Source organism: Streptococcus hongkongensis (assembly GCF_053206145.1).
This window is the reverse complement of the sequence record NZ_JBRUGD010000017.1, coordinates 1-21006: the sequence shown is the minus strand read 5'-3', so window position 1 is coordinate 21006 and position 21006 is coordinate 1. Positions and strand designations below refer to the sequence as shown.

The window sequence follows — 21006 nt, the reverse complement described above, 5'->3', positions numbered from 1 at the left end:
AGCTGGTTTATTATGTTGGAAATAGGAATTGTAGGCTTAGGTGGTATTTCGCAGAAAGCATATTTGCCCTATATGCGTCAATTGCCAGACATCCATTGGCATCTGTCAACACGTAATCAAGAGGTTAGACAAGAGGTTGCTAATTTATTGGGGCAAGTTTCAGTTTACAATGATGTCAATGACCTATCACAAGTTAAATTAGATGGTGTTTTTATTCATGTTGCTACAATGGCACACTTTGAAGTGGCAAAGCTCTTTTTGGAAAAAGGCATTCCTGTTTATATGGATAAGCCCCTGACAGAAGATTTTTGGACAAGTAAAAAATTATATCAGATAGCTGAAGACAATCAGACATTTTTAATGGCAGGTTTTAATAGACGGTTTGCACCTCGTGTCAAGGAGGTGTCAATAGTGTCAAATAAGCGTAAAGTTACTGTTGAAAAAAATGATGTTAATAGACCAGGTTTAACAACCTTTAAGCTGTTTGATTTCTTTATTCATCCATTAGATACAGCATTGTTTCTAGCAGAAGGACGGCTGTTAAATGGTAATTTTCATATTCAAAAAGTCGGCAATGAACTCTGTCAAGTCACTGTAAATCTAGTGACAAGTGAAGAAATCATTCATGTTGGTATGAATCTACAATCAGGTAGTCGCCGAGAAGTCATCGAAGTGCAAACACCGGAGCAAACTTACCATTTAGAAAATCTAGATGACTTAACAGTTTATACAGGCCCAAACTGTCAACAGATTGGTTTTGCATCTTGGGATACAACACTTTATAAACGTGGTTTTGAGACAATTATTCAAGCATTTTTAGAAGCTATCGCAACTAAACATAATCCAATATCACCTGAGAGTAGTCTTTTAAGTCATTGGATTTGTGACCAAATCAATAAGTCTAATGATATTTTTGGTCAATTAGATTTAACCTTACCAGAATAGAGGTAACATGATGCAATTAAGAAGGCCTGACAAAGGGGATAAAGAGACTATTTTGGAGATGATGGTTGAATTTGAAGAGAATAATTCGCCCCATGATGGTGGTTTTTGGGATAAGGAATCTTTTGATTATGACAATTGGTTAAAGCGAAATTTTGACAATGAAATTGGTATAGAATTACCTGAAAATTGGGTTCCATCTATTCAATTTGTCGCCTTTGATGACAATGGAATGGCATTAGGATTTCTCAGTTTAAGGTTACGTTTAACAGACCATCTTTTAGAAGTTGGTGGTCATATTGGTTATTCAGTAAGACCTAGTCAGAGAAACAAAGGCATTGCAAAACAGATGTTAACAGAAGGTATCAAGGTTGCTAGACAAAAAAATATTCAAGAAATACTAGTGACTTGTCATGAAAATAATCCTGCTAGTCGAGCAGTAATAATGGCCAATTTTGGTAGATTAGAAGATACCCGCAATCATGTTGAACGGTATTGGATAACTAAAAAGTGAGGTTAAAATGAAAGAAACAACTTGGAATACACCTAAAGCTAAAGAATGGAAAAGTGAAGAACTCAGTCAAGGACGAGTGATTGATTATAAAGCCTTTAATTTTGTAGATGGTGAGGGAGTACGAAATTCTCTGTATGTTTCAGGTTGTATGTTTCACTGTAAAGGGTGTTATAATGCTGCGACTTGGTCTTTCAAAGCAGGCTTTCCTTATACGCAGGAATTGGAAGCACAGATTATGGCTGATTTAGCACAACCTTATGTGCAAGGGTTGACGTTACTAGGCGGAGAACCGTTTCTAAATACGGGTTTCTTACTGCCATTGATTAAACGGATTCGAAAAGAATTGCCTCAAAAAGATATTTGGTCGTGGACAGGTTATACCTGGGAAGAAATGATGGAAGAAACTGCAGATAAGTTGGAGATGTTATCTTTGATCGATATCTTGGTAGATGGTCGATTTGATATTAGTAAAAAAAACCTCATGTTACAATTTAGAGGGTCTTCAAATCAACGGATAATTGATGTGAAAAAATCCCTTGCTGAAGGACAGGTTCATATCTGGGATAAACTAAATGATGGCGATCAGTTATTTGAACAAGTTAGTCGCGACTCTTTACTATAAAAGCAGTCCTTATCGCTATAAATGACGAGGAATATCATACTTTTCCTCAAATTTATCCACAGCTTGTGTATAAGTAATTAAAACAGTGAATAAGCAAAAAGAGGCCTAGGCCTCTTTTTTGATATAGACATAATTTTTACTAGTTGATTGACTGTCACAATAGCTGAAATCATTGAATTCAAGGGATTTAAGGTCTCTTGTCTTTTGGCAATTTGCTTCCATTGCTGCTGTTAAAAATGCACCACGAGCTTTCTTGGAAATGGTAGAATGACTCTTTTGGCTACCATTTTTTTCTTCCAAAAAACTGATACTTATCCACAATTTTCGTCTATCTGTGGAGAACACCTCTTCAAACTCACTAGACAGTAAAGAGATATAAACATTCTCGGTTGATAACAATTGGTCGTAATGTGGTCGCCAGTAAGCTTTTAGGCTTTGACTACCAATTTTTATTTTCGTTAGAAAGTCTAGACGATGCTCTGCAATTGGGAAATCCATGGGGATAACCCCATATAATGAAGATGTGATATAGGTGTGGTTAATGAGGTAATCTTTTTCTCGTGGGCTTAAGTTGTCTCGTTTGATGAAACGGTACATTAAGCCATTGAAGAGTTTGTAAGCAGGATAAGTAGGTGCTTGATTTTGGTGGATTTCCCTAATCCTTATTAATTCTTTTAGCGCAGCTTCAGGATTCATTTTGTAAGCAGCTGCTAATTGTTCCACAGATAGCTCTGCCATCTTTTCAACGATGGGTTGACTAAGCTTGGGGATAAGTGGTGGAAAACTTTCTGTTGGCACTTTCATTTCCTTGGCCGTTGGAATCAGGAATTTTAACATAGTTTCATTGTAGTAAAGTAAAAGCCCACCTGTCAAGGGTGGACGTCTTGATTAGTTGATTAAAGTAACATACGTTCTTATTCTCAGAGATTTGTTAAATGGGACCATGCGTTTTGGAGAATTAAAAAAATCGATTAGTTAGTCAGAAAGTTTTGACGAGTCAACTTCGTGATATGGAAGCCCATGGTTTAGTACATCGTCAAGTGTTTGCAGAAGTCCCACCAAGGGTGGAATATTCCTTAACTGAAACTGAGCTTAGTCTTGAACCCGTTATTAATTCAATGCTTGCTTGGGGCAAGGACTATCAGGAAAAATATATGACAAACTAAAAAGAGGTGCCGCGGTACCTCTTTTATTTTGGATTTCGTCTTGCAAAGTCGACAAACTTGAATTTTTCAAGCTTATGTCTGCTTTCAGTAAATTGAAATTGTTCGTTATTAGATAAGTATACTTTTGATTTGACAGATACGACATGTTTATCAGATCCCAAGTCCAATAGAATCTTGTCTCGGTCATTAATTTGGTCAATGGTGACTTCTTTTAATGCAAAGTCAATGGGAAGGTGTAGTTTTTTCTCTAGGTATGCATAAAGAGATACTTCAGCAATTTCTCTTGTCATGACAGGAACAATCTCTTTGTTAAGATAATCAATATCTAATACAGAAGCAACGCCATCTACAACTCGTTGTCGGGTTATTCGCCAAATGATCGAGTTAATGCTAAAGCCTGTTAATTTTGCGACATGATCATCTACAATTAATTTATCTATGGCAATGACATTCGTTTTTGAATCCATATTAAAATAAGAAACTAGTTCGTGGTAACTGGTTAATTCTGAGATAGGAAATAATATTTGATGGTGTTTGATGACCTGCGTGCCTCGCCCTTGCTGTTTCTTAACAAGTCCAGCTTTCAGAAGAAGGCTCAGTGCTTTTCTAACCGTATCACGACTGGCATCATATTCTTTACAAAGCTCAATTTCTGTTGGTAAAAAATCATCAATGGCATAAATTTCTTTTGCGATTTTATCTTCTAAATCTTTAAAAATTCGTTCATATTTTTTCATAATCGTTATTATTTTTCTCACTTGTATTTTTTTTTCCCTACAACTCTATCTATTTTATCAGAATTTTAGCCTAAATTAAACAAACAACTTGCCTACAAATTTGGAATCGATTACAATTAAAGTGTAAACTAATTTTAATATTAGTATGTCGCATCACTTATTCATTAAAAATGACTTTTTATTTAGTTGGTTTTAATAATGGAAAATTAGGGGAAATCAAATGGGAAAATTTGAAAATGACGCTAAGAGCCTTCTTACCGCCATTGGTGGTAAAGAAAACATCAAAGCTGTAACACACTGCGCAACTCGTATGCGTTTTGTTCTGAATGACAATAGCAAAGCTAATGTCAAAGAAATTGAAAAAATTTCTGCTGTAAAAGGAACGTTCACAAATGCGGGACAATTCCAAGTTATCATTGGTAATGATGTGCCAATCTTTTATAATGACTTTACAGCTGTTTCAGGTGTAGAAGGCGTTTCTAAAGAAGCAGCTAAATCAGCAGCTAAGAGTAATCAAAACCCAGTTCAACGTGTTATGACGATGCTGGCTGAAATTTTCACACCAATTATTCCAGCAATTATCGTTGGGGGTCTTATTTTAGGATTCCGTAACATTTTAGAAGGTGTGCCATTTGGTTTCCTAGATGGTAAAAAAATTGTTGAAGTTTCTACTTTCTGGGCAGGGGTAAACCATTTCTTATGGCTACCAGGTGAAGCAATTTTCCACTTCTTGCCAGTAGGTATTACTTGGTCTGTTACTCGTAAAATGGGGACAACGCAAATTTTAGGTATCGTACTTGGTATCTGTTTAGTTTCTCCACAATTATTGAATGCCTATGCTGTGGCTAGCACACCAGCTTCAGAAATTGCTAAAAACTGGGTTTGGGATTTTGGTTCATTTACGATTAATCGTATTGGGTATCAGGCACAGGTTATCCCAGCTTTACTTGCCGGTCTAACATTATCTTATCTTGAAATTTTCTGGCGTAAACGTATTCCAGAAGTTATCTCAATGATTTTTGTGCCTTTCTTATCATTAGTACCTGCCTTAATCTTAGCTCATACTGTTTTAGGTCCTATTGGTTGGACAATTGGTAAAGGTATCTCATTTGTTGTACTTGCTGGTTTAACTGGCCCAGTTAAATGGTTGTTTGGTGCTATCTTTGGTGCTTTATATGCACCACTTGTTATCACTGGTCTTCACCATATGACCAATGCAATTGATACGCAGTTGATTGCCGATACTGCAACTCATACAACAGGTTTGTGGCCAATGATTGCTCTTTCAAATATTGCTCAAGGTTCAGCCGTATTTGCATACTACCTAATGAATCGTCACAATGAACGCGAAGCTGAAGTTTCTGTAGCGGCAACAATCTCAGCTTACCTTGGTGTAACTGAGCCTGCATTGTTTGGGGTTAACTTGAAATATGTTTATCCATTTGTAGCTGGAATGATTGGTTCAGGGACGGCAGGTTTACTTGCTACTACAATGAATGTCCAAGCCAATGCTATTGGTGTTGGTGGACTTCCAGGATTTATGTCAATCAATGCTAAATACATGATTCCGTTCTTTATCTGTATGACAGTTGCTATTGCGGTCCCAATGTTTCTGACATTCTTCTTCCGTAAATCAAATATTATGACTAAAGCTGAAGATGAAGCAATTGCTGATCGTCTAGCAGATGCTGCAGTGGTTACTGACCTAGTAGCTGGTACAAAAATTGAAATGGTTAGTCCACTTACTGGTTACGTAAAACCTTTAAGTGAAGCAATAGACCCAGTATTTGCTCAAGCTGTAATGGGGCAAGGGGTCCTTATCCAACCGACTGATGGGGAATTAGTTTCTCCAATTGATGGACAAGTTTCAGTTTTATTCCCAACCAGACATGCTATCGGATTAGTATCAACTGATGGTGTTGAAATCCTAATGCATATAGGTATGGATACCGTTAACTTAGAGGGTAAAGGTTTTACAGCACATGTTAAACAGGGTGATACCGTAAAAGTTGGTGACAAGTTGATTTCATTTGATATGGAAGCCATTAAAGCTGCTGGTTACCCAACTGAAACTCCAGTTGTTATCACAAATCAAGATGCGTTTGATATGACTGTAGTGGCATCATTGCCATCTGATATTGCGCGTCAAGAAGCCTTGATGACAGTTGTAAAAAAATAATAAGGAAGCACAATAGAGAGTACAGGAACTGGAAGCAGTTCCTGTCTCCATTTTAGGAAGGACAAGATATGATTATTGACAAAAGAAAAGTTGTCTATCAAATTTATCCAAAATCATATAAAGATACAGATGGCAGTGGCGTAGGTGATCTCCGAGGTATTATTGAAAAAATACCTTATTTAAAAGAATTAGGGATTGATATGGTTTGGTTAAATCCATTTTATCCAAGTCCACAACGTGATAATGGCTATGATGTCGCAGATTATATGGCAGTCAATCCTGATTTTGGGACCATGGCTGATTTTGAAGAGATGATTCGAGTTGGTCAAGAAAATAAGATTGATTTCATGTTAGATATGGTACTGAATCATTGTTCTACTGAACATGAATGGTTCCAAAAAGCTTTAGCAGGAGATAAATACTACCAAGACTTCTTCATTTTGAGAGATCAGCCAACTGATTGGTTATCAAAATTTGGTGGGAATGCCTGGGCACCATTTGGGGATACAGGGAAATATTACCTCCATTTATTTGATGTCACGCAAGCTGATTTAAATTGGCGAAATCCAAATGTACGTGACGAACTATTTAAGGTTGTTAATTTCTGGCGAGATAAAGGTGTCAAGGGATTCCGTTTTGATGTTATTAACTTGATTGGTAAAGATGAAGTCTTAGAAGATTGTGCGATTAATGATGGTAAGCCTGCTTATACTGATAAACCAATTACGCATGATTACCTTAAAATGATGAATAATGCCAGTTTTGGTAGAGATGACTCCTTTATGACAGTTGGTGAAATGTCTGCAACGACTATTGACAATTGTATTCTCTATACAGCTCCTGAACGTGACGAATTATCAATGGCATTTAATTTTCACCATTTAAAAGTTGACTACAAAGATGGCAAAAAATGGACAGTGATGGATTTTGATTTTGTTGCACTCCGTGATCTTTTCCATACATGGGGGGAAGGAATGAGTGCTGGTAATGGTTGGAATGCTTTGTTTTATAATAACCATGATCAACCTCGTGCCCTCAATCGTTTTGTGGATGTTAAAAACTTCCGTGAAGAAGGTGCGACCATGTTAGCAGCCTCAATTCATCTATCACGTGGGACACCATATATTTATATGGGGGAAGAAATTGGAATGCTTGACCCTGACTATGATAAGATGTCAGATTATGTTGATATTGAGAGTTTAAATGCTTACCAAATGCTCTTAGAGCAAAGCAAATCTGAAGAAGAAGCCTTCGCTATTATCAAAGCAAAATCGCGTGATAATTCACGGACACCAATGCAATGGGATACCAGTGCAAATGCCGGATTTACGACTGGAACACCATGGCTTAAAGCAGGTAAAACTTACAAAGAGATTAATGTTGAAACTGAAAAGAATGGCAAAATCTTCCCATTCTATCAAAAATTAATTCAATTACGTAAAGAAATACCTTTAATCTCTGAAGGGGATTACAAAGCTGCGTTTAAAGATAGTGAACGTATCTATGCATTTGAGCGTGAACTGGATGGTCAGAAATTGTTAGTTTTAAACAATTTCTACGCTGATCAAGCACAGGTTGAGCTGCCTATTGCTTATCAAAATGGTCAGGTGTTAATTAGTAATTATGCTATTGATTCTGTTGGGACAACTCTAACGTTAGAAGCTTATCAAACCGTTGCTATCCTTTCTAAATAAATAATTATCGACTTGAAATAAAAGCCTCCTGATTTGGTTTAAATAACCTAGTCAAGGAGGTTTTTTCAGTTCCATCACTCTTTAGAGCACTGTATAATAGGATTATCTGACTTTGGCACAAGGTCAGATAATTTGTTAAGCGCTTAAATTGTGCTCAATGGGGTCTAGGCGACCTCATCACAATAGTCTAAAATGAAAGTAGAAAGGTAACCTTATGGTTGATAATAAATCACTAGTTATTCTGATGACGTTGATTAGAAATCAACAACTTTCTCTTTATGAGTTGTCCGTAAAGACAAAGTTTTCAATAAAAGTCTTAAAAGACGAAATCCAAGCAATCAATCACTTATTGGAAGATAGTCAGCTGCCAAAAATTATCATAGAAAATGGACATTATAGCCTTTCTGACGAGTTGGAGAACAAGTCACAACTTATTTTTAAGCTGTTGAACTCACAACATATCTTTCTGAGTCAGGAAGAACGTATTTCCTTTATCTATCTGTATACTTTCTGTCGTAAAGATTTTGTTTCAAATACCCATTATCAGTACTTCTTGAAAGTTAGTAAAAATACTACCTTGACAGATATTAAAGCCCTACGAGCCTTGATGAGTCATTATCAATTGGAATTATCCTATTCTCGCCAAAAGGGTTATACCCTGAATGGTCGTGAGGAAGATAAGCACCGAATGGCTATTAAGATTATTACAGAATTGATTCAGTCAACGAAAGGTCGTTGGGCGCTTGATTATATCTTATCAGAGTGGGATTATCAGGTGTCTTATCATTTACTGGAGAAGAAAGTAACTGATTATTACCAGACCTTCCAAATGACGCCAATTCTTGATCGTTTGAAAGAGTGTCTCTATATTATTATCTTCATTTTGAGTAGGTACCAGCGGGATGTTGTCCGAATTGAGGATGACCGGGCACCTATTTCTAAGGAAATAGAAGATCTGATTGACATAGTGACTAAAGAAATCGTGCAAGAAGAGGGAGTTGATTTAGAGCTCACAGATGCTCAAAAAAATTATCTTAGTCTCTTGCTTTCGGGGTCTTTTGAAGGAGACAGGGATAGTTCGGATCGCTATTTTAGTCACTTGACTTTGGAAATTATTAATCAGTTGGAGGGTATTTCGCTGATGAATTTTGACCAAAAAGAAGCGATGTTAGCGACGATGAAACGGCATTTGATTCCAGCTTACTATCGGCTTCAGTTTGGTTTGTCAGCGTCCAATGATTATGCTTTACGAATTAAGCAGGATCATCCAGAACTTTACACCATGGTTCACCAGGCTTTGAAACCTCTAGAAAGAGAAATTGGCTATCCGATTCCGTCTAGTGAAATTGCTTATTTTGTTTTGCATTTTGGAGGCTATTTACATCAGCAAAAATCGGTTATTGATAGTCATTACCGGGCCGTGATTATTTGTCCAAATGGGGTTAGTTCATCATTAATTGTGAAAGAAAACCTTAAAATTCTCTTTCCTCAGCTCAGTTTTCAAGGCATTTCGCGTGTGGATCAGTTAGATGACATCAATCCAAAAGACTATGACATGATTTTCTCGACAATTATTCTGGATCGAGATAAGCCGAGTTACCTAGTTCCAATGGTCATGACTGAGGAACAATCGTTTCACTTAATTGACTTGGTCTGTCAGGATTTTCCGGGACTGGCAGATGAGGATTTGGAAGTTGAAAAAATGTTAGCAACCATCAAGCATTATGCCACAGTAACGAAAGAAAAGGAATTACGATTGGCATTAAGAAAGATGTTTAAACAAGAATTATTTAGAAAGGACGTGAGACCCTTGCTGCATGAATTAATTACAGAACAAACCTATCAAACTAGCTCACAGAAGTTAGCATGGAAAGAGGCTATTAAACTAGCTGCTCAGCCTTTATTAGACTTGGGCAAAATTACTGATCGTTATCCTCAAGCTATGATTGAAAAGGTTGAAGAATTTGGTCCTTTTATCAATTTAGGAAAAGGGATAGCCATTCCTCACGCTAGACCTGAGGATGGTGTTATTGATGTTGGAATGTCCATGTTGGTACTGGAAGAACCGATTCATCTTTTAGACGATCCTAAACAAGAAATTTATTTACTAATTTGTATTGCTGCAGTGGATAATGAGACGCATTTGAAAGCATTATCTCAATTAACGACAATTTTAAGAGATAAGGAGCAAGTTGAGGCATTACGTGTTTCACGACATTATCAAGATATCAAAAAAATTATTAATCAGGAGGCGTAATATTATGTTGAGAATTGGTACAGCGTGTGGCTCAGGATTGGGTTCTAGTTTTATGGTTCAAATGAATATTGAATCAATCCTTAAAGATCTTGGAGTGACAGATGTTGAAGTCGAACACTATGACCTCGGTGGAGCGGATCCATCGGCAGCAGATCTTTGGATTGTTGGTCGAGATTTGGAAGATTCAGCAGGTCACTTGGGGGATGTGCGTATTTTAAACAGCATCATTGATATGGACGAATTAAGAGAATTAGTAACTGCAATTTGCCAAGAAAAAGGCCTAATTTAGGAGGAAGACAAGAATGAAATTTTTAGTTGATATTGCTAGTACCCCAGCTATCTTGGTTGCTTTGATTGCCGTTATTGGTTTAGTGCTTCAAAAGAAAGCCACACCTGATATTGTCAAAGGTGGCATTAAAACCTTTGTTGGTTTCCTTGTGGTATCAGGCGGAGCCGGTATCGTTCAAAGTTCATTAAATCCATTTGGAACAATGTTTGAACATGCCTTCCATCTGTCAGGCGTGGTTCCAAACAACGAAGCAATTGTGGCTGTCGCTTTGACAAAATATGGTTCAGCCACAGCCCTTATTATGTTTGCAGGAATGATTTTCAACATTCTGATTGCTCGGTTTACAAAATTCAAATACATTTTCTTAACAGGTCATCATACCCTTTATATGGCTTGTATGATTGCTGTTATCATGACTGTTTCTGGCTTTAAATCAGCATCATTAATTATCTTTGGAGGGCTAGCTTTAGGAATTATTATGAGTGTCTCCCCAGCATTTGTTCAGAAGTTTATGATTCAATTGACTGGTAATGATAAAGTGGCTTTGGGGCACTTTAGCTCACTTGGTTACTGGTTAAGTGGAACAATTGGTGGATTAGTTGGTGATAAATCAAAATCAACAGAAGATATCAAATTTCCAAAATCCTTGTCTTTCTTACGTGATTCTACAGTAAGTATCACTATTTCCATGACAATTATTTACTTAATTGTTGCCATTTTTGCAGGTCCTGGATGGATTGCTAAAGAATTGAGTAATGGCACACATGGTCTTGTGTATGCGCTTCAGTTAGCTGGACAATTTGCTGCTGGTGTCTTTGTAATCTTAGCTGGTGTTCGTTTAATCTTAGGTGAAATCGTTCCAGCCTTTAAAGGAATTTCTGAAAAATTGGTTCCAAACTCAAAACCAGCTTTGGACTGCCCAATTGTCTATCCATATGCACCAAATGCTGTATTACTTGGGTTCATTTCAAGTTTTGCAGGTGGCTTAGTTAGTATGGCTATTATGATTATGTCTGGTACTACGGTTATTTTACCAGGTGTTGTTCCTCATTTCTTCTGTGGTGCAACTGCTGGGGTAATCGGTAATGCATCAGGCGGTGTCAGAGGAGCAACAGTAGGTGCTTTCATGCAAGGTATCTTAATTAGCTACTTACCAATTTTCTTAATGCCTGTCCTAGGTGGTTTAGGATTTGAAGGTTCAACATTCTCAGATGCAGACTTTGGTTTATCAGGTATTGTTCTTGGTATGTTAAATAAAATGGGTGGTGCAACAACTATTGCTATTGGTCTTATTGCTATTCTTGCAGTACTTGTTGGCTTATCATTTGTTGGAAAACAAAAAAAGGAGGCTTAATGGATGACCTTAAGTGAAACAAGATTAGCTGAACTGGAACAATTTGCCCTAGCTATTAGGATAAATATCTTAGAGACACTGAATTATGTGGGATTTGGTCACTATGGAGGAAGTTTGTCGATTGCTGAAACATTGGCTGTTCTCTATGGCGAAGTGATGCCTATGACACCGGAGATTTTTAGTAAGACAGATCGTGACTATTTTGTTTTGTCAAAAGGGCATGCAGGACCAGCTTTATATAGCACTTTACATTTAAAGGGATTTTTTGATCAGGACTTCCTGCGGTCATTGAATACCAATGGTACCAAGCTTCCTTCACATCCGGACCGCAACTTAACACCAGGTGTTGATATGACGACAGGTTCTTTAGGACAAGGTGTGAGTGTAGCTACTGGTATTGCTTATGGACAAGCTATTGAAGAATCACCGCATTATACCTATACCATAGTTGGTGACGGTGAATTAAATGAGGGACAATGTTGGGAAGCATTCCAATTTGCTGCTCATCAAGAATTATCACATTTATTTGTTTTCGTTGATGACAATAAAAAACAATTAGATGGTTTGACTGAAGAAATCTGCAATCCAGGTGATTATATTAAAAAATTTGAAGCTTTTGGATTTGAAGCTATCCGTGTTAATGGTAGCAGCATTCCAGCCATTTATGATGCAATAGTTTCACTAAAAGCATCTAATCATTCTAAACCTAAGTGTATTGTTTTAGATACAATTAAAGGACAAGGCGTGCCCTTAATTGAAAATATGACGTCTAACCACCATTTACGACCAGATCAGGCGCAACTTGCGGACTTAAGCACTGCGGCAAATGAATTGAGAAAAGAATTGGAGGTAGACTAATGAATAGAGAAACAAAAGAAATGCGTCATGTTTACCGTGATTTTTTAGAGACTTGTAGTGACCAAGCTCCTCAAGTAGTAGCTTTGGAAGCAGACTTATCTAGTTCGATGGCTACCAATAAATTGATGGATAAACTTGGGAAACGCTATGTAAACGTAGGTATTATGGAAGCTGAAATGGTTGGTATTGGGGCTGGTTTAGCTGTCAAGGGCTACCACCCTTACCTCCATACATTTGGACCATTTGCTTCACGACGTGTCTTTGACCAACTCTTTATCTCACTTGCTTATGCCCAATTACAGGCGACTATTATTGGCTCAGATGCAGGTGTGAGTGCTGAGATGAATGGTGGAACGCATATGCCGTTTGAAGACTTAGGTTTACTTCGTTTGGTTCCAAAAGCGACTGTTTATGAAGTTAGTGATGATGTTCAATTTGAAGCTGTTTTGCAAGAAACTCTAACGATTCCAGGCTTGTCATATATTAGAACAGTTCGTAAAAAACCACTTCCAATTTATGAAGCTGGAGAAGACTTCTCGCAAGGCTATAAAGTTCTTCGTCAAGGTAAAGATGCAACAATTATTGCTTCTGGGATAATGGTCGCAAAAGCCTTGGAAGCAGCAGAGCTATTATCAGAAAAAGGAAAAGAAATTGAAGTAATTGACCTCTTTAGGATTAAACCTTTGCCTGAAGCTTTATTAACTGATCTGGTTGGAAAAACAATTCTCACTGTCGAAAATCATAATCAAATTGGTGGTTTAGGCTCAGCAGTTTGTGAAGCCTTATCAACAGAAGCCAATACATCTGTTACTCGAATGGGGATAAAAGAATCATTTGGCCAAGTTGGAAAAAGTGATTACTTACTTGATGTTTATGGTCTATCAACAGCTGCTATTATAGAAACAGTGAACTCCTTATAATAAAAAAATGAATGATTTTAATAAAGTCATTCATTTTTTTAAATAGTTTTTAAAAATTGAATATCCTTAGTTTTTTAGATCAATTTTTGATACAATGTAAGAGATTACAAAGTATAGGGAATATTACTATGCTGTAAATTTTTAGAAGGAGATACAATGGTCGATTATAAAGACAATTTTTATGAAGCTGTTAATGGCGAATGGGCTAAAACAGCTGTTATTCCTGATGATAAACCGAGAACAGGTGGTTTCTCAGACTTAGCTGATGAAATTGAAACATTGATGCTAGAAACAACAGATAAGTGGTTGGCAGGACAAGACCAGCCACAAGACGCGATTTTAGCTAATTTTATTAAGTTTCATCAAATGACGGCAGACTATGCTAAACGTGAAGAGGTCGGTGCCAAACCCGTTTTACCTTTGATTGAAGAGTATAAAAACTTAAATTCATTTGAAGAGTTTGCAGCTAAAATTGTAGATTTTGAATTGTCAGGAAAACCCAATCTTTTCCCATTTGGTGTCGCTCCTGATTTTATGAATGCTCAATTAAATGTATTATGGGCAGAAGCACCCTCAATTCTTTTACCAGATACAACTTATTATGAAGAAGGTAATGACAAAGCTGAAGAACTGATTAAAGTTTGGCGCCAATCTCAAGAGAAACTCTTGCCGAAATTTGGTTTTTCATCAGAGGAAATTTCTGACTTGTTAGATAAGGTTTTACTATTAGATAGGAAATTGGCCAATTATGTGCTCTCACGAGAAGAAACATCCGAATATGTTAAACTTTACCATCCTTATCAGTGGTCAGACTTTACTAAATTAGCTCCAGAATTACCACTAGATTCAATTTTCAACCAAATTTTAGGTCAGCATCCAGATACTGTTATTGTTCCTGAAGAACGTTTCTGGACAGAATTTGCTGCTGAGTTTTATTCTGAAAAGAACTGGGAACTGATTAAAGCAGAATTAATTATTGATGCTGCTAATGCTTACAATGCTTATTTAACAGATGAGATTCGTGTTGAATCAGGTACTTATGGCCGTGCCCTTTCTGGTACACCACAAGCAATGGATAAGAAAAAAGCTGCCTTTTATTTAGCACAAGGTGCTTATAATCAAGCTATTGGTCTTTGGTATGCTGATAAATTCTTCTCGCCTGAGGCTAAGGCGGATGTGGAGCACAAAGTTGCCACGATGATCGATGTTTATAAATCGCGTTTGCAAACCGCTGATTGGCTAGCGCCAGCTACACGTGAAAAAGCGATTATCAAACTAAATGTGATTACACCACATATTGGCTATCCTGAGAAATTGCCAGAAACCTACGAAAAGAAAATCATTGATTCAAATCTATCATTGGTTGAGAACGCCCAAAACTTGGCTAAAATTTCAATTGCTCACAGTTGGAGTAAATGGAATAAGCCGGTTGACCGTAGTGAATGGCATATGCCAGCTCATATGGTAAATGCTTATTACGATCCACAGCAGAATCAAATTGTTTTCCCTGCAGCTATTTTGCAAGCACCGTTTTACTCGCTTGAGCAAAGCTCGTCAGCTAACTATGGTGGTATTGGAGCTGTTATTGCGCATGAGATTTCACATGCATTTGATACTAATGGGGCTTCATTTGATGAGCATGGTAGTTTGAATGACTGGTGGACTCAAGAAGACTACGCTGCCTTTAAAGAGCGTACAGATAAGGTTGTTGACCAATTTGAAGGCTTAGATTCTTACGGCGCTAAAGTTAATGGAAAATTGACAGTGTCTGAAAATGTTGCCGACCTTGGTGGCGTAGCCTGCGCATTGGAAGCAGCGAAGAAAGAATCAGACTTTTCAGCCCGCGAATTCTTTGTTAATTTTGCACGCATCTGGCGGATGAAGGCGCGTGATGAATTCATGCAAATGATGGCAAGTATTGATGTCCATGCCCCAGGTGAATGGCGAACAAACGTTACACTAACTAACTTCGAAGAGTTCCATCAGGAATTTGATATCACAGAAAACGATTTTATGTGGCGAGCGCCTGAAGATCGTGTTATTATTTGGTAGTTTTTTGTTAACATTACCATTCAAGAGTCTGTCCCAGACTCTTTTTTTAATTTTTATAAGTCAGTACCCTATAAAAATAAGTTATTTTATTTTTTGGCGTTAACTATATTTTTTACCTTTCACATTCTAAAGAGAGGAGAATAAGGGTCAAAAGTGCATTTTACTGGTAATTTTAGAGGATAGGTAGCCAATTAACAACAATTTGTGAAAAAAATGGAGCATATTCTTGATTTTTAGAACGGCTTGCGTTAAAATTAGAATATTTTAAGTAATACTATTAAGAGAGAGTGTGACAATTTGAAAATTATTGATTCTAAAAGTAGAGTAAAAATGCATAAGTCTGGAAAAAACTGGGTACGGACAGTTATGTCTCGACTCAGTTTTTTGCATATTTTAAAAGGGCCAATTTCTCTGTCTCAATCAATTGAGAAGACTCAAGTTGATGCAGAGGAAACTGATCGATCAGGCAATCTATCCTATCTTAAGGCTATTTTAACGGCGGGAGCTGTTTCTGGTGGCGCAATAGCAACAACTGTAGCTGCTGAAGAACAGAGTGCTCCTCTGACTGCCGTTGAAGTTAGTGCACCAGAAGGTGTAGTGGCCATTGCTGATTCCGCAGCTGTTCTATCAACTAGTCAAGCTAATTCGGGAGCAATTGAGTCAGCTTCTCTAAGCAATTCTCAATCACTAGCCTTGTCCCAATCAGCCAGTCTTAGTTTAATAGATTCGCAGTCAGCGTCTATATCAAGCTCCCAATCATTAGCAGCTACTAGTAGTACGACAAATACGAACGCAACAGTAGGAAGTAGTACAGAGACTACTAGTCCAATGCCTAGGTCTTATTCCTTACGCTCAGTTACTGCTGCATCAGTAGGTCCAACAGATGTTTCTAATAATTTAACAAACGTTAACCTTAGTTTTACTGATGGTAAAACAAGTTATAATCTTGATAACGCCGAAGGACCAAGCTTTAATTTTGCCTTAAGCCTTGCTAAAGCTCAAAGCGGAGATTATTTTGATTTACAACTATCAAACACCTTAAATCCACATGGACTAGCAGACAAAGTACAAATTCCCGACCTTGTTTATAATAACATGACTATTGCGACTGGATTTTATGATTCAACATCAAAGAAGATTCGCTATACTTTTACTGATAGTGTAACTAATTTACAGAATATTACAGCTAAAGGAGATTTATCCTTATTTGTAGATGAATTAAAGGTTCCTAAAACAACCAATAATGTTGAGTTAAAAGTAACATTAGGAACGGCTTCAGCAGTAAAATATGCAGATATTACATACAATAGCCCTGCAATCAATAGTCCAGATACCTATAATGTCATTTCTCGAATTCCAAATATTAATACGACAAATAACACCTTACGGTATGTGACTGAAATTAATCCGCTTGGTAAAAGTATTTATAATTCTAGAGGTATCTATCTAGATATTTTTAATGTTCCTGGGACTAGTAGTCAGGTTCCATTAACCAGTAAAGACATCACACTTAAAGTTTATAAGGTTCCACTATCTGGATTAACCAGTGATATGAAGGAAGACTTTTCTAAATATCCCGAGGCAACAAATGTAATCATTACTTATAATTCTTATTTTGATCCTCAAAGTGGTGTATCTGGTAATAATGGCGTTTCTCTAAGGTTTGCTAGTAATTATATGGCACCTACAGACAACTATGTTGTTGTTTTGACAACACCATTGGTTGATACAGAAGCAGGTGGGGTTGCTCTACGATCAATCCTAAGTAATCATTATAATACAGGAGCTTCATATGATGCAACATATGGTTTACGCTATTCATCAACAGATGCGACGGCAGATGAGACAGCTTACAGTCTTAGTTTGAGTACTTCAGAATCTCTTAGTGAGTCTAAGTCTATTTACTTGTCAAATTCTTTAAGTCAATCACGTTTAACAAGTCAATCTGTTAGTAGGTCAGAATCTCTTAGTGCTTCGTCATCTGAAAGTAGTTCAGAAGCAAGCTCAGCTTCAACCTCTAAAAGCCTTGCTTTAAGTGAATCATCTTCTCTAAGTAAGAGTACTTCACAAAGTCTTTCTGTTCAAAAGAGTGAATCTGTTAGTGAGTCAACTTCATTAAGTCTTAAGGAGTCAACTAGTACATCCCTAAGTCAAAGTGAACGCTTGAGCGATTCGCAATCACTTAGTCAGAAAAATTCTCAAGAGGCGTCTCTTAGCCTTAGTCAGTCCCTTAGTCAATCCATAAGCCAATCAACGAGCCAATCACAGAGTGCCAGCGAACTTGCAAGTGAGTCAACGTCGTTTAGTATGAGCCAATCAACCAGTAAATCAGCTAGTGCCAGTGAATTTTTAAGTGAGTCAACGTCGTTTAGTGTGAGCCAATCAATCAGCCAATCAGTCAGCGCCAGTGAATTTTTAAGTGAGTCAAGCTCGTTTAGTGTGAGCCAATCAACCAGTAAATCAGTCAGTGCCAGTGAACTTGCAAGTGAGTCAATCTCGTTTAGTATGAGTCAATCAGGTAGTCAATCACAAAGTACGAGTGAGTTTCTAAGTGAGTCAACCTCATTTAGTCTGAGTCAATCAGGTAGTCAATCACAAAGTACGAGTGAGTTTCTAAGTGAGTCAACCTCGTTTAGTCTGAGTCAATCAGGTAGTCAATCACAAAGTGCCAGTGAATTTCTAAGTGAGTCAACCTCGTTTAGTCTGAGTCAATCAGGTAGTCAATCACAAAGTGCTAGTGAGTTTCTGAGTGAATCAATGTCATTTAGTATCAGTCAATCAGCCAGCAAATCACAAAGTGCCAGTGAATTTCTAAGTGAGTCAACCTCATTTAGTCTAAGCCAATCAGCCAGTCAATCACAAAGTGCGAGTGAATTTCTAAGTGAATCAACCTCATTTAGTGAGCGTCATCTTGCGAGTCTTTCAACGAGTACCTCAGAATCACAAAGTGCTTCAGAGCATCTTCATACGAGTCAGTTGACGAGTGCTTCCTTGAGTACGAGTGAGTCTTTAAGTGAATCAAGCTCTTTAAGTGAGACACATTCTAATAGTTTGTCAGTAAGTGCGAGCGAAGGGCTTAGTCAATCAATAGAGTTATCTCTAAGTGATTCAAGTAGTCAATCACAGAGCCAAAGTGAATTTTTAAGTGAGTCTCTTTCTCTGAGTCAGGTGAATTCGGTAAGCTTATCCCAAAGTACATCTGATTCTCTTGCATCACATGTTATTGCTAAATCCACACTTGATAGTATTTCAACATCGCTTGTTGAAAGCCAATCACATAGTACAAGTAAGTCTGTTAGCTTATCTGAATCCCGTAGTTCTTGGGTAGCTGAGAGTTTATCTACAAGTACGAGTCACTCAACAAGTGAGTCACTCTCTTTAGACAAGAGTTTATTAGTTAGTGATTCTGTTAGTTTAAGCACCTCTCTCAGTGATTCACAGTCTTTCAGCTCAAGTAACATTGCTAGTGAGTCTTTAAGTACTAGTGAGTTAACAAGTGAGCTCACTTCCTTAAGTCGTAGTATTTCAGAAAGTGACTCAGTAAGTGCCAGCGAATTGTTGAGTGAGTCAATCTCCTTTAGTCTAAGTCAGTCAACTAGTGACTCGGTAAGTGGCAGTGACTTTTTAAGTGAGTCAACTTCCTTTAGTCTAAGTCAGTCAACTAGTGACTCAGTAAGTACCAGTGACTTTTTAAGCGATTCGACTTCCTTTAGTCTAAGTCAGTCTGCGAGTGACTCGGTAAGTGGCAGTGACTTTTTAAGTGATTCGACTTCCTTTAGTCTGAGTCAGTCAACTAGTGACTCGGTAAGTGGCAGTGAATTTTTAAGTGAGTCAATCTCCTTTAGTCTAAGTCAGTCTGCGAGTTACTCAGTAAGTGGCAGTGACTTTTTAAGTGATTCGACTTCCTTTAGTCTAAGTCAGTCAGGCAGTGACTCAGTAAGTGGTAGTGACTTTTTAAGTGAGTCCACCTCCTTTAGTCTAAGCCAGTCAGGCAGTGACTCGGTAAGTAGCAGTGACTTTTTAAGTGAGTCAATCTCCTTTAGTCTAAGCCAGTCAGATAGCATGTCAGTTAGTGAGAGTTTATCAATCAGTGACTCCTTATCAAATCAATTGAGTGATTCAGTCAGTCTTTCGGTAGCATCTAGTCAGCTTGCCAGTGAGTCAAGGTCATTACAAGTTAGCTTATCAGTAAGTAGCTCACAATCATTAGTTGCTTCTTTATCAGCTAGTCGCAGTGAGGATATTAGTTTATCAGTGTCTTCGAGTGATTCCCTAAGTGATTCTTTACAGCATAGTCGAAGTGTCATTGAAAGTCAGTCAATAAGCACTAGCGAATCTATTAGTGAACTTGCCTCATTAAATGAGCGTATTTCAATGAGTCAATCAGATAGCGCTAGCGATTCAATTAGTGAGTCAGAGCACATAAGTGCTAGTCAATTTGCTAGTACTTCGGTGAGCAGTAGTGAATTTGTGAGTGAGTCTCAAATGGTGAGTCGTAGTATCTTTTTGAGCGATTCGATTAGTCAAAGTGATTCATTTAGTTCATCACAATCTTTATCAGAAAGTGAGAGCGAATCTGCGAGTGAGGTAGCAGAAACAAGTGATGATACTGTTGTTGATTATGCCTCTATTTCAAATCCAGGACATTTTAATGCTGTTGGAGACTTGAAAGGTGATGTCTTGGTACATTATGTGGATCAAGAAGGACATACTATTGCTCCTGATCAGGTGGATGAAAATCAAGCAGATGTTGGTAAAATCTATGATACTGCGATTGATCACAAACCATTGATTATTACAAGTCCTGATGGTCGTGTTTATGAGTGGATTGCTGTAAAAGATGGCGATGTAGAAAAAGGTTATGTTAATAATGGTGTGATTGAAGTGACTTACATTTACCGTTTGGTTGCGTCAAATCCTCAAACACCTGATGATTCTTCGACACCTACTCCTACTAATCCAATAAACCCAGCTAGGGCTGTTAATGAAGGCATTAGCTCAAAAGGAACTTCTCTTTCTCAAATAAAACAAGAATTGCCAGAAACAGGCAGTAAAGAAAGTACAAATTCTACTATCGGTGCTGCTATTCTAGGAATTTTATCGTTTGGTCTTTTCAAAAAAGGTAAAAAGGATAGGTCAAAAAAATAGCTTCTTGTAAGTTAAAATAAACAAATACCCCACAAATTTCTTAGGAAACTTGTGGGGTATTTTTGTCGGCATAAATAAAGTGAACTCATCAGTTTAGGCTTGGCTATATATGATGATAAGCTAAAAAAATACCCTTGAAAAAGGGTATTTCAGAGTGAAGACAAAGTCCATGTCTTCACTTTTTGATATTTTTCTAAAGTGGCTCGGACTTGGTATGCTCTCTTTCTGGTTTCAAGGAGAGCAGATCAAAACGTCCACTGGACCTTTTGATTCT

Annotated in this window: 14 protein-coding genes and 1 pseudogene; 13 read left to right on the top strand and 2 right to left on the bottom strand. The window is 37.5% G+C overall.

Going from position 1 to position 21006, the window contains the following annotated elements; genetic code table 11:
- The first annotated feature begins 12 nt into the window (after positions 1-12).
- The 3 genes from ACVRZD_RS09665 to nrdG are packed head-to-tail and all read left to right on the top strand — an operon-like array spanning position 13 to position 2078.
- Positions 13-945 (top strand): Gfo/Idh/MocA family protein, encoded by a 933-nt coding sequence (locus ACVRZD_RS09665; RefSeq protein ID WP_037627088.1) that lies wholly within the window; start codon positions 13-15, stop codon positions 943-945.
- Positions 946-955: 10 nt separating this feature from the next.
- Positions 956-1456 (top strand): GNAT family N-acetyltransferase, encoded by a 501-nt coding sequence (locus tag ACVRZD_RS09660; protein ID WP_037627108.1) that lies wholly within the window; start codon positions 956-958, stop codon positions 1454-1456.
- Positions 1457-1463: 7 nt separating this feature from the next.
- On the top strand, positions 1464-2078 hold the full coding sequence (gene nrdG / locus ACVRZD_RS09655) for an anaerobic ribonucleoside-triphosphate reductase activating protein (RefSeq protein ID WP_037627090.1): 615 nt from the start codon (positions 1464-1466) through the stop codon (positions 2076-2078).
- A gap of 105 nt (positions 2079-2183) precedes the next feature.
- Here the strand turns inward: nrdG and yaaA are convergent, their stop codons facing one another.
- Positions 2184-2915, bottom strand: coding sequence for a peroxide stress protein YaaA (gene yaaA, locus ACVRZD_RS09650; RefSeq protein ID WP_037627110.1), 732 nt, complete (start codon positions 2913-2915; stop codon positions 2184-2186).
- A gap of 106 nt (positions 2916-3021) precedes the next feature.
- On the opposite strand from yaaA, the pseudogene ACVRZD_RS09645 reads away from it, so the two are divergent.
- A pseudogene (locus tag ACVRZD_RS09645) lies at positions 3022-3244 on the top strand (winged helix-turn-helix transcriptional regulator).
- A 23-nt stretch (positions 3245-3267) separates the two neighbouring features.
- On the opposite strand, the gene treR reads toward ACVRZD_RS09645, so the two are convergent.
- Entirely contained in the window at positions 3268-3981 is a 714-nt protein-coding gene (treR, locus tag ACVRZD_RS09640; RefSeq protein WP_037627092.1) for a trehalose operon repressor, read from the bottom strand.
- 220 nt (positions 3982-4201) lie between these two features.
- On the opposite strand from treR, the gene treP reads away from it, so the two are divergent.
- The 9 genes from treP to ACVRZD_RS09595 all read left to right on the top strand — a co-directional run bounded on the left by treP (position 4202) and on the right by ACVRZD_RS09595 (position 20732).
- Positions 4202-6160 (top strand): PTS system trehalose-specific EIIBC component, encoded by a 1959-nt coding sequence (gene treP, locus ACVRZD_RS09635; protein ID WP_037627093.1) that lies wholly within the window; start codon positions 4202-4204, stop codon positions 6158-6160.
- A gap of 68 nt (positions 6161-6228) precedes the next feature.
- A complete protein-coding gene (gene treC / locus ACVRZD_RS09630) occupies positions 6229-7854 on the top strand; it encodes an alpha,alpha-phosphotrehalase (RefSeq protein WP_037627096.1) in 1626 nt (541 codons plus the stop codon).
- A 214-nt stretch (positions 7855-8068) separates the two neighbouring features.
- Positions 8069-10111, top strand: a complete 2043-nt coding sequence (locus tag ACVRZD_RS09625) for a BglG family transcription antiterminator (protein WP_037627099.1) — start codon at positions 8069-8071, stop codon at positions 10109-10111.
- Between the two features lie 4 nt (positions 10112-10115).
- On the top strand, positions 10116-10400 hold the full coding sequence (locus tag ACVRZD_RS09620) for a PTS sugar transporter subunit IIB (protein WP_037627101.1): 285 nt from the start codon (positions 10116-10118) through the stop codon (positions 10398-10400).
- A 13-nt stretch (positions 10401-10413) separates the two neighbouring features.
- The gene (gene ulaA / locus ACVRZD_RS09615; RefSeq protein ID WP_447450458.1) at positions 10414-11754 is read left to right on the top strand and encodes a PTS ascorbate transporter subunit IIC; all 1341 of its coding nucleotides are present in this window, start codon (positions 10414-10416) and stop codon (positions 11752-11754) included.
- Between the two features lie 3 nt (positions 11755-11757).
- Positions 11758-12612, top strand: coding sequence for a transketolase (locus ACVRZD_RS09610; protein WP_037627102.1), 855 nt, complete (start codon positions 11758-11760; stop codon positions 12610-12612).
- Complete coding sequence (locus ACVRZD_RS09605) at positions 12612-13532, top strand: transketolase family protein (RefSeq protein WP_037627104.1); 921 nt, start codon at positions 12612-12614, stop codon at positions 13530-13532. The genes ACVRZD_RS09610 and ACVRZD_RS09605 overlap by 1 nt, the downstream gene beginning before the upstream one ends.
- A gap of 156 nt (positions 13533-13688) precedes the next feature.
- The gene (locus ACVRZD_RS09600; protein WP_037627106.1) at positions 13689-15584 is read left to right on the top strand and encodes a M13 family metallopeptidase; all 1896 of its coding nucleotides are present in this window, start codon (positions 13689-13691) and stop codon (positions 15582-15584) included.
- Between the two features lie 297 nt (positions 15585-15881).
- Positions 15882-20732, top strand: a complete 4851-nt coding sequence (locus tag ACVRZD_RS09595; protein WP_447450457.1) for an accessory Sec-dependent serine-rich glycoprotein adhesin — start codon at positions 15882-15884, stop codon at positions 20730-20732.
- Positions 20733-21006 lie beyond the last annotated feature (274 nt).

Coding starts and splice junctions, on each gene's coding strand:
- ACVRZD_RS09605 (WP_037627104.1), top strand. CDS start 12,612: ATGAATAGAGAAACAAAAGAAATGCGTCATGTTTACCGTGATTTTTTA.
- treC (WP_037627096.1), top strand. CDS start 6,229: ATGATTATTGACAAAAGAAAAGTTGTCTATCAAATTTATCCAAAATCA.
- ulaA (WP_447450458.1), top strand. CDS start 10,414: ATGAAATTTTTAGTTGATATTGCTAGTACCCCAGCTATCTTGGTTGCT.
- ACVRZD_RS09665 (WP_037627088.1), top strand. CDS start 13: ATGTTGGAAATAGGAATTGTAGGCTTAGGTGGTATTTCGCAGAAAGCA.
- treP (WP_037627093.1), top strand. CDS start 4,202: ATGGGAAAATTTGAAAATGACGCTAAGAGCCTTCTTACCGCCATTGGT.
- ACVRZD_RS09600 (WP_037627106.1), top strand. CDS start 13,689: ATGGTCGATTATAAAGACAATTTTTATGAAGCTGTTAATGGCGAATGG.
- nrdG (WP_037627090.1), top strand. CDS start 1,464: ATGAAAGAAACAACTTGGAATACACCTAAAGCTAAAGAATGGAAAAGT.
- ACVRZD_RS09620 (WP_037627101.1), top strand. CDS start 10,116: ATGTTGAGAATTGGTACAGCGTGTGGCTCAGGATTGGGTTCTAGTTTT.
- ACVRZD_RS09660 (WP_037627108.1), top strand. CDS start 956: ATGCAATTAAGAAGGCCTGACAAAGGGGATAAAGAGACTATTTTGGAG.
- ACVRZD_RS09625 (WP_037627099.1), top strand. CDS start 8,069: ATGGTTGATAATAAATCACTAGTTATTCTGATGACGTTGATTAGAAAT.
- ACVRZD_RS09610 (WP_037627102.1), top strand. CDS start 11,758: ATGACCTTAAGTGAAACAAGATTAGCTGAACTGGAACAATTTGCCCTA.
- yaaA (WP_037627110.1), bottom strand. CDS start 2,915: ATGTTAAAATTCCTGATTCCAACGGCCAAGGAAATGAAAGTGCCAACA.
- treR (WP_037627092.1), bottom strand. CDS start 3,981: ATGAAAAAATATGAACGAATTTTTAAAGATTTAGAAGATAAAATCGCA.